At 53.1% G+C, this 14,147-nt stretch carries 10 protein-coding genes; 5 read left to right on the forward strand and 5 right to left on the reverse strand.

Annotated elements, in window-relative coordinates; all coding sequences use genetic code 11:
* Positions 1-67: 67 nt before the first annotated feature.
* Both pbpC and B2Z72_RS16375 read right to left on the reverse strand, forming a co-directional pair.
* Entirely contained in the window at positions 68-2,410 is a 2,343-nt protein-coding gene (gene pbpC, locus B2Z72_RS16370) for a penicillin-binding protein 1C (RefSeq protein WP_297005310.1), read from the reverse strand.
* Positions 2,411-2,532: 122 nt separating this feature from the next.
* Positions 2,533-7,581, reverse strand: coding sequence for an alpha-2-macroglobulin family protein (locus B2Z72_RS16375; protein ID WP_296983657.1), 5,049 nt, complete (start codon positions 7,579-7,581; stop codon positions 2,533-2,535).
* A gap of 206 nt (positions 7,582-7,787) precedes the next feature.
* On the opposite strand from B2Z72_RS16375, the gene B2Z72_RS16380 reads away from it, so the two are divergent.
* From B2Z72_RS16380 to gloA, 3 genes are read left to right on the forward strand one after another with little or no spacing between them, the layout of a single operon-like run.
* The gene (locus tag B2Z72_RS16380) at positions 7,788-9,008 is read left to right on the forward strand and encodes a GGDEF domain-containing protein (protein ID WP_297005313.1); all 1,221 of its coding nucleotides are present in this window, start codon (positions 7,788-7,790) and stop codon (positions 9,006-9,008) included.
* Between the two features lie 35 nt (positions 9,009-9,043).
* A complete protein-coding gene (nth, locus tag B2Z72_RS16385) occupies positions 9,044-9,679 on the forward strand; it encodes an endonuclease III (RefSeq protein ID WP_296980449.1) in 636 nt (211 codons plus the stop codon).
* An 8-nt stretch (positions 9,680-9,687) separates the two neighbouring features.
* Positions 9,688-10,089 carry a lactoylglutathione lyase gene (gloA, locus tag B2Z72_RS16390; protein ID WP_296980447.1) on the forward strand — a complete coding sequence of 134 codons (402 nt, stop codon included), beginning with the start codon at positions 9,688-9,690 and terminating at the stop codon, positions 10,087-10,089.
* A 2-nt stretch (positions 10,090-10,091) separates the two neighbouring features.
* Here the strand turns inward: gloA and B2Z72_RS16395 are convergent, their stop codons facing one another.
* Positions 10,092-10,985, reverse strand: coding sequence for a class I SAM-dependent methyltransferase (locus B2Z72_RS16395; protein WP_296980445.1), 894 nt, complete (start codon positions 10,983-10,985; stop codon positions 10,092-10,094).
* Positions 10,986-11,338: 353 nt separating this feature from the next.
* Between B2Z72_RS16395 and B2Z72_RS16400 the strand changes: the two genes are divergently transcribed.
* Both B2Z72_RS16400 and B2Z72_RS16405 read left to right on the forward strand, forming a co-directional pair.
* Complete coding sequence (locus B2Z72_RS16400; RefSeq protein WP_296980444.1) at positions 11,339-11,548, forward strand: cold-shock protein; 210 nt, start codon at positions 11,339-11,341, stop codon at positions 11,546-11,548.
* A 150-nt stretch (positions 11,549-11,698) separates the two neighbouring features.
* Positions 11,699-12,394: a DUF1289 domain-containing protein gene (locus tag B2Z72_RS16405; RefSeq protein WP_296980441.1), complete on the forward strand. Its 696-nt coding sequence runs from the start codon at positions 11,699-11,701 to the stop codon at positions 12,392-12,394.
* A gap of 1 nt (position 12,395) precedes the next feature.
* Here B2Z72_RS16405 and B2Z72_RS16410 read toward each other — a convergent pair whose 3' ends face one another.
* Together B2Z72_RS16410 and B2Z72_RS16415 are read right to left on the reverse strand one after the other, a co-directional pair.
* Positions 12,396-13,187 (reverse strand): hydroxypyruvate isomerase family protein, encoded by a 792-nt coding sequence (locus B2Z72_RS16410; protein ID WP_296980439.1) that lies wholly within the window; start codon positions 13,185-13,187, stop codon positions 12,396-12,398.
* On the reverse strand, positions 13,184-14,068 hold the full coding sequence (locus B2Z72_RS16415; RefSeq protein ID WP_296980436.1) for an NAD(P)-dependent oxidoreductase: 885 nt from the start codon (positions 14,066-14,068) through the stop codon (positions 13,184-13,186). Before B2Z72_RS16415 ends, B2Z72_RS16410 begins: the two co-directional genes overlap by 4 nt.
* Positions 14,069-14,147 lie beyond the last annotated feature (79 nt).

Genomic DNA, 14,147 nt, shown 5'->3' on the forward strand with positions numbered 1-14,147 from the left:
AACTGTGGGACAGCAGTGGCCTGATGGCCGTTTTTTTTATGTTTGTTACCCGCCATCGGTTGCCGCTCTATTCCACCAGAACAGAACGTCGGTCGAGCTCGCCACTGCCGTCCATAACCACAATGCTGTGCTGCCCGGTTTCTGCAAAACGGTAATTTATGGTCTGCACTTCGCCACCACTGGCAACGTAGCGGCCATCAATAAACCAGTCCCGGACGCCACGCCCGCCTAACGCCCGTAAAGCAATTTCCGGCATAACGGTACTGCCGCCACCACTACTGCGACTGGAGCGGATACGCAGATCATCAGCGATACCAATAATACGCAGCGGTTCCAATGCCAGCTGTGGCGGCTGAGCACAGCGCGGGTCCGCTGGCGGCAGCTGCTGACGCAAACGCTGCGACAAAGGCACCCAATGCTCCAGCGAACGCGGCCACAGGGCAATTACATGGGGCGTACGCTTGCCAACATCACATTCACTGTCCACCAGCAATCCCTGCTCGCTGGTCCAGAAGGTCAGCGGGTTGCGCCACAGACCATCGGTTGCCGCATCGGTTAAGGTCGGTGGTATCTGGCCATTAACGATCTGCGCCTGCAGGCTTTGCAGACACTGATCCGCCGGAGTGCTTTGCGCTGCCCGCCCCAGAGGCCAGCAGATCATAGCGGTTGAAACACCCGCCGGTGCCGGTGCTGTCTGCGCTTCTGACTGCAAGCGGTCGAACAGTTTGAACAGCACAGGTAAGGCACTGACAGCGCCATAATGGCCCGGCGACGGCGTACCATCCGGTCGGCCGAACCACACGCCGATGGTGTATTCAGAGGTCGAACCAAGCGCCCAGGCATCACGGAAGCCGTAACTTGTGCCGGTTTTCCAGGCAATAGCCGGAGCCTTGTGGGTGACGGCAAAACTGCGTACCCGATCCGGCCTTGGGCTGCGTAACATGTCCGCCGTCACCCAGGCTGCCTGTGGCGACATCAGCCAGCGTGACGGCTGTAGCTGCTGCTCTGCTGCATATTCATAACGTAACGGATACACCTGACCATCGTTCATCAGAGCCGAATACAGCGTCACCAGATCCGCCAGCGATAAACCACCACCGCCCAGCGCCATCGACAGGTTGGCTTTGCCTCCGGCAGTGCGGTAACGAACCCCGGCATTTTTTAAGGCTCCGTCAAACGCCTGTGGAGTCAATGCTTCCAGCACCTGAACAGCGGGCAGATTCAGTGAGCGGCGTAAGGCATCGGTGGCTGACACCGGGCCGGAAAATTCGCGGGTAAAGTTTTCCGGCTGGTAATCTTTTAAATAGCGCGGCACATCGCGCAATAAACTCTGTGAATGAATCAGACCTTTATCGATGGCTAACCCATAAATAAATGGCTTCATGGTGGAACCGGGAGAGCGCTGCGCCTGCACCATATCGACATGACCAAAGCGGCTGTTATCGGCAAAATCAGCCGAGCCTGCGTAAGCAATGACTTCATGACTTTGATTATTCAGCACCAGCACCGCAGCAGAATGGGCCTTTGGATATTGCTGGATTTCCTGGCGCAGAAAATTCTCCAGCTGACGCTGAACGTCACTGTCCAGTGTGGTTTTTATCAGGGATTTATGCGGGTATCTTTCACGCAGGGTACGTGACAACAATGGCGACATTTGCGGTGTTTCCGGCTGATAAGCCAGTACTGCTTCCAGTAAAGCCTGCTGATATGCGTCGCTGCTGATAACGTGAAAATCCCTTAACCGCCGCAGCACTTTATCGCGCGCTTTCCGCGCCCTTAGCGGATGACGGTCCGGGCGCAGATAACTGGGCGCCTGAGGCAGCACCGCTAACAAAGCACTTTCTGCCAAAGATAACTGCGCCGGTGATTTATCCAGATATAACAGACTCGCCGCACCGACGCCTTCAATCACGCCGCCCATCGGTGCGTAATTCAGATAGAGGGTAAGAATTTCATCTTTGCTCAGGTGCCATTCCAGCTGCAAAGCGCGGAATGCCTGCTGCAGTTTGCCGGTCAGCGAACGGGAATGAGGATAAAAACGCCGGGCCACCTGCATGGTCAGTGTCGAACCACCCGAGACCACGCAACCACAGCGCCAGTTCTGCCAGGCTGCACGCATTAATGCCAGCGGGTTAATCCCGGGGTGATAATAAAACCAGCGGTCCTCGTACTGAATCAAGGCCGCCAGATAATCACTGCTGACCTCAGCAGACGTGACCGGATAGCGCCATACACCATTTCTGTCAGCGAAAGCGCGCAATGGTCGCCCGTGACGGTCAACCACCAGCTGGGCAAAATCCTCACGGGCGGTATCCGTTAAATGCCCGGCATCCGGCACATCCATGGGCCAGATCAGGTCTGCGCTTTTAAACAACAGCAGCACGATCATTATGCTGAGCTGCAGGCCCATAACAATCCACGTTATGCGCCTTGCTAAGCGACCTGCTATGAACAGCTGCTGCAATCGGGATATCATTCTTCCCGCACCTTTTTTGGGTTCAGATCCAATTTTCAGTCAGATCTACTGCCGGTTTACGGCTGACTGACAGTCAGAATATCGGGTGTGCTACCCACGGCCCGGATTTCAGGATCGTACATATCTTCAACCAAAGGTGCCGGCACCTGATAATTGCCCGGCGTTACCGCACGCACCAGATAGAAAATATTGGTAGCGTCGTAATAGGCAGAGTCAAAAGCCGCAACAAAACGGTCATCACGATATTCCTGATGCAGAACCCGCGATTCATTCCACCAGTAACTGATTGGCCGTTGATCCACCATCACTTCGTCCAGCTTCACCGATGCATTCAGATTCTGATTTTCCAGTTCAAGTCCGGCAGGCAACAGATCAATCAGCATCAGGTCAGGACGACGATAACGGTCAATCGGTTTAATCCTTACCTGCACCAGCATCAGTTCACCAACCTTCATCCGTAAAGCTCCATCATCCGGCGTAATTAACTGGCCGTCGGTGGTGAAATAACGACGTTCAATCACCAGCCCATCACTGGCTGGCGGTGGCGGCAGATCACTGTGGCCTTGATAAGCCAGAGACACATACAGACGTTTATCACTGGTATTGGTAAAGGTCAGCCCTTGTGCCAGTTGGCTGCCGCTGATCAGGCGGGTGAAAATGCCTTTCTGATCCAGGGTTTCACCGTTCGCATTGCCTGCTGCGTTAATTTTCAGCGTTCCGCTCCAGGGATCGGTATTCAGTAATTCAATGGCCGCCATAAAGACGCTGTTGCGTTCCTGGGTACTCAGATAATTGCGCTGATTTAAGGTTTCAGCCAGCGTCATGGAACGCTCAAAGGCATAACTTTTATCCAGCCCATAATGCATCAGCAGACGCACCACCTGAGCCGTGTCACGCACGTTTGAGCCATAATCGCCGATATAAACGTCAGCGATGCGGTCACTTTGTTTCAGACGGGTAAGCAGCTCTGTGGTCAGCTGACTGTCACCCATCAGATGCGCCGCAAGTGCCAGATGCAGCACCGGCAGCGACGGTGAATCGGCCAGCAGTTCTTTCGCCAGACGGCGCACTTCCGACAATGGCGCCTGCTTATGACGGGCCAGCACATAGGCGGCATAGGCCTGATACGACTGGCGATACATTTCCGGACGGCCACTCCAGCGCTCCTGGAATGTTGCCCGGCTGCGCACGTATTCACCCAGACGTTTCAGCGCTTTGCTCAGCATGTCTTTATCAACGCGCACGCCTTTGTCCTGCGCGTCGGTGAGAAAATCCGTAGCGTATGCGGTCAGCCAGTGCTGTTCGTATTCGTCTTTATTGCTCCATAAACCAAAACCGCCATGGGTCATCTGACGTTTTACGATACGGTCCATGCCGGATTCCAGCGCATCCTGACGCTGACGTCCGGTGGTATTGCCAAGGCCCATTGCTTTGAGCTGAGCGTCATCGGCGTATATCCACGGCCAGGTCGAACTGACCGACTGCTCCAGACAGCCGTACGGATAATGCAGAAGATTCTGCAGGTGATTACGCGGATTCAGGTTCACCGAGGTATTTACTGACAACGAGGCTTCCAGTGATTCCGGACGCATATCCGCAAGGTCAGCGGCGGTTAATGTCAGCTGTTCACCGGGCTCCAGCATCTGGTCTTTTTTATAGGTCAGTGCCGGATTGGCATTGCGGCTGTTGAGTTTCCAGTGACGTTCAAGACGATAATCTCCGCCATCACTCAGCACCATACCAATATCCATCTGACCAGCCGGATATTCCGCACGGATCGGCAGAATTAACGTCTTTTTCGCACCATCCGCCAATACCAGCTGCGTCTTTTCAGCGTCTTTATTTAATACACTGATTGCCCCTGAAGTGCTGAACGCCACGTCCAGCGTCTGCTCTTTACCGCTGAGATTGGTGACATCCAAAGCCACCATGCTTTCATCGCCCACGGCAATAAAACGCGGCATCGAAAGCTGGGTTACCACAGGCGCCGCCAAGGTGACTTCCTGTTCCAGATTACCGTAACGGTTACTGTCGAAAGCAACCGCCATCAGCCGCAGACGACCATTAAAGTCCGGCAGGTTCAGCGCAATATCTGCCTCACCATTAACAACATCCACGACACCGGAAAACAGCGAAACAATCTGTACTTCAGAACGCGCATTTTTACCGCCACGCGACAGTGCGTCGGCGTCACCACCGTATTTCAGCGTCGCCAGGCGATTATCATTCAGATCAATCAGCTTGCTGTACATATCACGGATATCAACCTGATAACGGCGCTGAGCGAAGAACCAGTCAAACGCATCCGGCGTTTTAAAATCCGTCAGCGACAGCACACCAACATCCACCGCCGCCAGTGTCACCCAGGCTTTCGTCACCGGCGCACCGGATTCATCGGCCACTTTTACTTTGGTGGTTACCTGCTGATCAGGTAGCCATTTTTCCGGCGCATCCACGCTCACCTGTAAACGGCGTGGCTCACGGTTCAGCGGCAAATGAATCAGCCCGATGGAACGGGTTGGCGTAATACGTTCTTTTTCGTCAGCTGGCTGCAGATGCACAACACTGATGTAAATATCGTGGCGCTTCCAGCTCTTATCCACCGGAATATTGACCGACATACCTTCCGCCGGAACGCTGACCCGGGTGCTCCACAGCAACTGATCACTTTCCACCAACACCAGACTTTCGCCCGCTGCCGGCGGCACAATATTCAGCTGCGCGACCTCACCGGCATAGTATCCGCCTTTATCCAGCGCCAGCGTCACTTTATCCGGGCGCGCGCCCTGTTCACTGTCGGCAGAATCTTCCCAATACCAATACCAGCTCTCACCCGCATTAAAGGTCATGCTACTCACCAGACCGGTTTGCGGGTCCTGAACTTCAATCCGGTAACTGCCATATTTAACCGGCAGCATGACTTTGGTTTTTCCGTCTTTGCTGATATCCGTGGTCAGTGTCAGTGCATTAAATTCACGGTCAGTGGTTTCCATATACCAGCCACGTGAGGACTCATAACGCCAGTGATAACGACGGTTCATATTCACCAGCCGCACTTTGACTTTATCCGCTGCGGTTAACTGACCGTTGCGGTCACTGCGGATTAATTCAAATTCAGCCTGGCTGTTGGCGGGCGCGTAGTCTTTAAAAGCCGGGCGGATACCAATTAAGGCATCGGCCGGTAACACCCGGGCGCTGTAACGGCGAACCAGCGGACGACCACCACTTTCATACAGACTGCCGGTGATATTCACCGCCAGTGGCGTTTTTGCATTCTGCCACTGGGATTCCAGCTGCAGCTGATAACGCCCATCGGCATCCAGCTGGCCGCCCTGCACACTGAAATTCTGGTTATTGCTGCGGTCCAGACTGTCACCAAAATAGTAATCCGGGTATTGCTCAAACGGATGTGCCAGCTGAGCAACCCGTACGGTGGCATCAAAGCGGTTGCCGGCAGCCGGCGCGCCGTACAGGTATTCACCCAATAATGGCAGCGTCAATGTCTCTGCCGGTTTAACAAACAGTGGCTTTGTTTCGCCTGGGTTAAACGTCAGCTTCAGACGCTCTGGCATAAAGTCTTCGACTTTAAAGCGGTAAACCACACGGTTATCGCCTACGCCTTCCACTTCAAAGCGCCAGTCACCGGTCTGCGCGTCATCACTCAGCGGATATTCATACTGGTAGTAACCGGCGGCGGACGACTGCAGATTAATGTCTTTTACTTTCTGTCCGTCCGGGCGAATGATGCGTGCTTTCAGCGGCTGACGATTTAATGACTGGCCATCCTCATCGCGCAACAGAGCGGAAAACACAGCCGTTTCGCCACCGCGGTAAATATCCCGTGGCGCATAAATAAATAATTCCCGGCTCTGATACGGACGATCGGCCAGTTTAAAATCTGAGAGATCCAGTGCCGCGTTATCCAGCGACACGAAACTGACTGAATCATCCTTACTCGCCACCAGTATCTGCCCCCACTGCTTTGAGCGGCGGATTTTAATATAGCCCTGTTCATTACTGGTGCCTTCGTAGGCGACTGAACCGTTAGCATTTAACAGGCGCACCTGCGCCTGACTGACAGCTGCAGGGTTCTCAAGGGAATTCAGATAGACGTCAAAATGATTATCGTAGGTACGGATCTGCATGCCGATGTCCGTAACGGTAAAATACGTAACCGATAACTGACTGTCGAATTTCCCCGGACGCTGCATAATGGCGATATAAACACCCGGTTGCTGCAGGGCTTTAACATTCTGCACTGGCAGGTTCACTAACCGACGCTTATTTACATCATCAGTTAAATGATAGCGACCTTCGTATACCGGATCAGAAAATCCTTCCATTTCGTCCAGACGGTAGTAGCGCTCACTCAGTCCGTGACTTTTCCAGTTAATAAAAGCTGCCAGGTCATTGGCCTTGACGCGCATAAAATTCACCGTCACTTCCGGCGTATTTAATGCGTAAACCGGTAAACCCGTATGCAGATTCAATGGCAGAAAATGGCCATTACTGGCAAAGCTGGCACTGGCCTGCAGACCGCCGAAACTGATGGTCTTTTCTGCCGGGGTATGCAGAGTTTCGCCATTGATCGCCGGTACGCCGGTAGCCACAGAAACTTTATAGGTGGAATCCGGCTCAACCTGATCAAAATATGCCGTACTGCCATCGTCAGACAGCACCCAGCTGCCTGACGAAACCGCCCAGCGATTGGCTGCTGTCTGTTTTTCTACGGTGAAATACGACTGAATATTTTTGCTGGCGTCGACTGGTACAGAAAAGGTGACGCCAATTGCATTGCCATCGTCGTAACTGGCATCACTGATATCAGCCACCTGCTGTGGAACCCCGGCGTAAATTGCCTGCAGATCTTCAGCTTTAACGGTTTGCCCATCCTGTTTTTCTGCTGTCTGCTGCACAGTCTCTGCAGTGACAGTGACAGAGGCTTCAGCGCTCTGCACACTAGCGCCATCCTCTGCCCCGGATTTTTCAGCAGCGGCTTCTTTGCCGGGATGTTTACTGGCGGAGTCATTATTATCACTGCATCCATATAACACGGCTGAAGCCATCAGCAGTGCAGATAATAATGTGCGGGGTAGGCGGATCATGACTCGTTCCTTGATTTTTACGTAAATGCTTTGGGGCGCACTATAAACGTCCGGGCCAGTGCTGGCTATGACATCCGTCACGGGTGAAATTCCGTTGCGTAATTCAACATTTTGTTTCAGTGAAGTTTATCAATACTGGCTATAGTTAATCCGGTGTCTTTCCATCCTGTTCATTGACTGTGGGTGCTGTTTTGCCAGCGATTGCCTTGATTCGTCCAGCCCTGTTCCCCCTGCTCTCGCTGCTGCTGTGCTGGCTGGCATTGCCGCACCTCAATACCTGGGCAGATGATTACGGGATACTGATTCTGGCCGCGCCTTTTATTCTGGCAGCGCTGTGTCTGTTACTGGCTCAGGTATTCAGTCAGGGCCGTATCGGACAGATGGCTGTTCTGACCATTGCCAGCTACAGCCTGATTCAGTGGCAGATGCAGTCCACGCTGGATGATCCGGAAACCTGGTGGCTGTATTTCTGGCTGACCCTGCTGTTTCCGCTCAACACCCTGTTTGTCCGCTTCCTGCCGGACCGTCGTCCGTTGTCGCCAGAGGGTATGCTGTTTCCGGCACTCCTGCTGCTGCAGGCAGGTCTCCTTTTGTGGCTGCCACAACATATGCCTGCACAGATACCCACTCAGAGGATCAGTGAGTGGGTACTGACTTTTCTGCGTCAGGGCGATGATCCCTTATTACCACTGCCGGCCATGTTCAGCTTCGCCATCGCCGCCATTCTGTTGTGTGTGCGACTGCCCCGTGAGCGTGACATTCCGCTGGCCTTTGTTGGCCTGCTGATTCTGCATGGGCTGATGTTCTGGCAGTTTGATCAATCTTATATGTCGGCGCTGACAGCAACGCTTTCATTGCTGCTGTTGCTGGCGACGCTGCTGATCACCAATCATCAGCTGGCATTCATTGATGAATTAACCTCCCTGCCGGGCCGGCGTGCGCTGATGAATGATCTCAAGCACCGCCATGGTCACTATCTTCTGGTGATGGCAGACATCGACCACTTCAAACAATTTAACGATACCCACGGTCACGACACCGGCGACCATGTACTGCGTCTGGTTGCCAGTCAGCTGGCGAAAACCCGTGGCGGCTGTCGTGCCTACCGTTACGGCGGTGAAGAATTCACCCTGGTGTTTCCTTCAATGGATGCCATCGATTGCCGTCCGTTTATTGAAGCCACCCGCGAACGCATTGCGGCCTATCCACTGGTGATACGCGATAAACAGCAACGACCAGCCAACAACCGCAACGGTAAAAAACAGCGCGGCAGAAACAGTGGTCAAAAAGCCCTGCGCGTTACCATGAGCTTTGGTGTCGCGCGGCGTCAGAAAGGGGAAACGATTGAGGCCGTGATGAAACGCGCCGATAAAGCGCTTTATAAAGCCAAGCAGAATGGCCGAAACCGGACGGAAGATGCGGTATGATGGCAGCCAATGTGCCTGAACTGCCGAACTAGTCCATGAACAAAGAAATACGTACCGAAATATTTACCCGATTACGTGAGCACAATCCGAATCCGCAAACCGAGCTGGAATACACCACGCCATTCGAACTTCTGATCGCGGTACTGTTGTCGGCTCAGGCGACGGATGTGAGCGTTAATAAAGCCACGCGCAAACTTTACCCGGTCGCCAACACACCGGAAGCCATTCTCGCGCTGGGCGAGGAAGGTCTGAAAACCTACATCAAAACCATCGGTCTGTTTAACAGCAAAGCAAAAAACGTCATCAAGCTTTGCCAGATTCTGATCGAACAGCACAACAGTGAAGTACCGCAAACCCGCGAAGAACTTGAAGCCCTTCCCGGTGTCGGACGTAAAACAGCCAATGTTGTGCTAAACACCGCGTTCGGGCAACCGACCATCGCAGTGGATACACACATATTCCGGGTGTCTAACCGCACAAAAATAGCCCCGGGCAAGGACGTGGATGAAGTGGAAAAACGCCTGATGCGCGTGGTTCCCAAAGAGTTTCAGCAGGATGCCCATCACTGGCTGATTCTGCACGGACGCTATGTCTGCGTTGCACGCAAGCCTAAGTGTGGCGCCTGCATTATCGAAGACCTGTGCGAATACAAACAGAAAACATCTGACTGAGAGAGCTTATGAGACTTTTACATACCATGCTGCGCGTCGGCGATATGGACCGTTCAATCAAATTTTACACCGATGTTATGGGCATGCAGCTGCTGCGCAAACACGATAACGAAGAATACAAATACACCCTGGCGTTCGTCGGCTACCAGCCGGAAAGCGAAGGCGCTGTAATTGAACTGACTTACAACTGGGGCACCAGTGAATACGATCTGGGCAGCGCTTACGGCCATATTGCGCTGGAAGTGGACAATGCCGCTGAAGCCTGTGAAAAGATCCGCAACAACGGCGGCAAAGTCAGCCGTGAAGCCGGCCCGGTAAAAGGCGGCACCACGGTGATCGCGTTTGTTGAAGATCCCGATGGCTACAAAATCGAGCTGATCGAGAAAAGCGACGACAGCGACACATTCTGACGTCAGCCATTAAAGCGGAAGTGCAGCACTTTAAGGCCACGGCCCGGCTGCGCTTCGGCAAATACCTCAGGGTTGGCTACCCGCTCGACAAAACGGCACTGAGGTGCGTGTTCAGCCACCTGATCCAGTAAGAAGTCTTCACCCAGATCCGGGGCATTCAGGCACAGCAACAGATCGGCGCCTGGGTTCATATACTCCGGCAAACGGCGCAGAATCTTGGCGTAATCACGGCGGATATCCACGCTGCCCTTCTGAAACGTCGGCGGATCACACACCAGCAGATCGTAAGGGCCGAACTTTTTCACCCGTCCCCAGGATTTAAACAGGTTCACACCTTCAAATATTACCCGTGAGACATCCTGCCCGTTCAGCCTGTGGTTCTCCCGGCCGTGGCTCAGGGCCCCTTTGCTCATATCAATGTTTACGACTTTAGTCGCACCACCAGCAATCGCCGCAACCGAAAAGCCACAGGTATAAGCAAACAGATTGAGCACATTGCGCCCTTTGGCATGCTCCTGAACCCAGCGCCGGCCATTGGCCATATCAAGAAACAGCCCGGTATTCTGACTGCGGTTGAGATGCAGCTGATACGCCAGCTGATGCTCATGAATCACCATCTGCTGGGGCATATCACCATGCAGGCATTCAAACGGCGCACCGGCCCGGCAACGGTACTGCACCACCACCTGCAACGCCCCCACCAGCTCCACCAGAAGCGCCGCCAGGCCGCGTAGTTGCTGGATTTCTTCTTCCGCATACAGGGTAATCAGCGCCAGTGGACGGTACCAGTCGATATTGATGTGCTCCAGTCCTGGCCAGCGGTGTCCACGGCCATGAAACAGCCTCTGCGCATCCTCGCCCACGGGCTGAACAAATGGCACTAATGATAAATTCAACAGTGATTCCTCATAAAAAAGAACGACATAGTTTACCAAATACTGTCGTTTATTACTTTTTCCACTGGCGCTAACCCAGTAAACATGCGGCTTGCAGCGGGAATTGAAAATAGTTGTCAATCTTCTGCGCAAATGCTTTCTCACAGAGAATAAGTGAGATACTATGACTGCGTTGGAGTTATAAATCGGTAGCTTCAATGCATTGGCGAGTGCCTCATATTGTAAGATATGCAAGATACTGGTCGATAGCGGCATAGATTGATTATCCCCGGCTCTGCCGGCCAGTATCGAAAGTATGCCAGTTAGTTAAGCAAATCCGGTCCGAGACCGGCGCACTACTCAGGAAAGTAAGCATGGCAAATTTAGTTGAAGGCACCGTTAAATGGTTCAATGACGAAAAAGGTTTCGGTTTCATTGAACAGGATTCCGGTAAAGACGTATTCGTACATTTCAGCGCTATCAACGGTTCAGGCCGTCGTAGCCTGATGGAAGGCCAGAAAGTGACTATGGAAGTTACTCAGGGTCAAAAAGGCCCTCAGGCCGAGAACGTTACTCCAGTTTAATTCGTTAAACTGAATAGCGTTTTCGCATAAGCCCGTATCCCCGGATACGGGCTTATGTATTTTAGCCTCCCCAAAACAAAGGCTTGCCCCTCCCCTCTGAGCTGATACTCTAGGTATTGGTATTTATTCATCATTGCGGCTTTAACCCAGATGATTGATCAGGGCGAACTTTTCGACATCCCCAGTCCGTGCAAACGCATCTGTGTGACCAATAACCGTGGTTACTGCAAAGGTTGCTTCCGCTCCCGCGACGAACGCCTCAATTGGCTCAAATACTCAGACTTTCAGCGCCAGCTGATTATCAATCTGTGCGAGAAGCGCCGACTGAAAGTTCTCAGCGCCAAACAGAACCCTCAGACAGAAGAAGATGCTGACGAATGGATCCCACAAGCGGATCTGTTTGCAGAGCTTCCAGACAATAGAGAAGCCATTGCAGCAGGAACAGAAAGCCCCGTGCATTCTGAAGCTGAGACCCTGCAACCGGTTGCTACAGTCCCGAATACGTCAGCGCCTGATACCTCTGAGGCTGATATCTCTGCGCCTGATACGTCCGAGCCTGGCACTTCTGTATCTGAGGCAGATCTGACTTCGTCCGGCCAGATACAGACCGGACTGTTCAACGAACCTGCAGACACAGCTCAAGTCACGGCTGAACCTGCAGAACAAAGTACACAGCGCTCTGCTGCCAACGCTACCTCCTCAGCTGAAGAACGAATAGCAGACGAAGAAAAAGCAGAAGCGCAGATTGAAGAAACGGCAGAAAAGAAACTCAAAGAAAGCAAAGCGGCCAGACGCAAAACACGCCAGCCGCAGCCCGGTGATGATCAGCTGGATATGTTCAGCTGACTCAGGAAGTGACCGCTTCCGGCGGAACGATTTCCAGCCATTGCAGCGTTTTTGAGGTCAGCTTCGTTGGCCGGTATTCGGCACTGACCCAGCCTGCATAATCCGATGATTCAATGCAGTTAAATATCACCGAAAAATCCAGATCACCGGTACCCGGCTCACCGCGATGGGGAATATCCGCAAACTGAATGTGGCCGATATGTTCACCGTTGTGTTCAATAAATTCGCAGACTTTGCAGCCCATCAGCGACATATGATAAACGTCAAACTGAGCCTTGATATGCGGGTGTTTAAGCTCATTAATAATATCCAGCATCTGCTCGCCGGTACTCACCAGAAAATCAGGCATATCCCGGGTATTAATGGCTTCAAATGTGGTGGTGATATTAAACGGTGCCAGGCTGTCAGCGGTTTTTACCAGATTCTTTTTAAACGTATCCAGATAAAAGACGCGCTTATTTTCATCCGTACAACGACCCGGTAACACGTTAACACAGGATACTTTCAACGCCCGTGCGTAAGCCAGACACTCAACCATTGCCGCCGCATATTCCGCCGTTTTACCGGGAACAGCGGCCAGACCTTCGCCACCCTGCATAAGATCGCCGGCCGGCAGGTTAATCAGCACACACTGAAGATGATTTTCCCGCAGTGCCTGCTGAATATCCAGGATCGGTGTGTCGTAAGGAAACTGAATTTCTACCGCGTTGAATCCGTCTTTACGGGCTGCAGCAAAACGCTCCAGAAACGGCAGTTCGGTATACATCAGTGATAAATTAACGGCGAGTTTCACCCGTCTTTCTCCGAATACATTGTGACCAGAGTACAGGGATCACGGTCGGCGTTCCCCTGCGCTGCAAATAAACGCATTAACTCTGCGCCGAGACCGGCCATTGGAATGGCACTTTTTGTTGTGCAGGCCAGATCATTGGCCATATCGAGATCTTTTAACAGGGTTTTTACATGCCACTTCACCGCATCAAAATCCCGCTCCGCCATACGCGGACCGGTTAACTGCAGCGGAATGGAATCAGCAAATCCACCTTTCAGCGCCTGCGGTATGCGCGCTGCATCTACGCCTGCTTTTTCCGCCATGGCCATAACCTCAGCCATCACCAGAACATTGCAACTGACCAGCATCTGATTACAGATTTTGGTTACCTGCCCGGCGCCGGTCTCACCCATGCGGGTTACCCGCTGCGACAGTGGCGCCAATACGGGGCGCAGACGATCGATTAGGTCCTCATCACCACCTGCCATAATCGCCAGGGCGCCCTGCTCGGCACCGGCCACTCCGCCGGAAACAGGGGCATCGACCCAATCAACAGCGCACTTTTCCTTCAGCCGGGCGGCCATATCGCGGGTCGCAGCCGGATCGATACTGGAGAAATCCACCACCACCTGACCGGCTCGCGCGGCAGATGCGATACCACCCTCGGCGAACACAACGGCATCAACCGCTGCGGTATCCGTCACGCAGATCAGCAGTATGTCGCTGTGCGCCACCAACCCGGCAATATCCGCTGCGACTTTCGCCCCCGCCTGAGCCAGTGTTGCGGTCTTTTCCGGATTACGGTTCCAGACCGTAAGCGGGTAACCGGCGGCCAGCAAACGCCTGCTCATTGGTACACCCATAAGGCCCATACCAATAAAGCCAAGTCGTGGTTTCGTCATAAGAACTCCGTTGTTTCTTCCAATAATATCAAAGACTTAGGACAGGTCTAAGATAAAAGTGCCATTTTTCCAGCGCATC

The organism is Thalassolituus sp. UBA6592 (assembly GCF_002433655.1).
In the GTDB taxonomy this organism is placed as follows: domain Bacteria; phylum Pseudomonadota; class Gammaproteobacteria; order Pseudomonadales; family Oceanobacteraceae; genus Venatoribacter.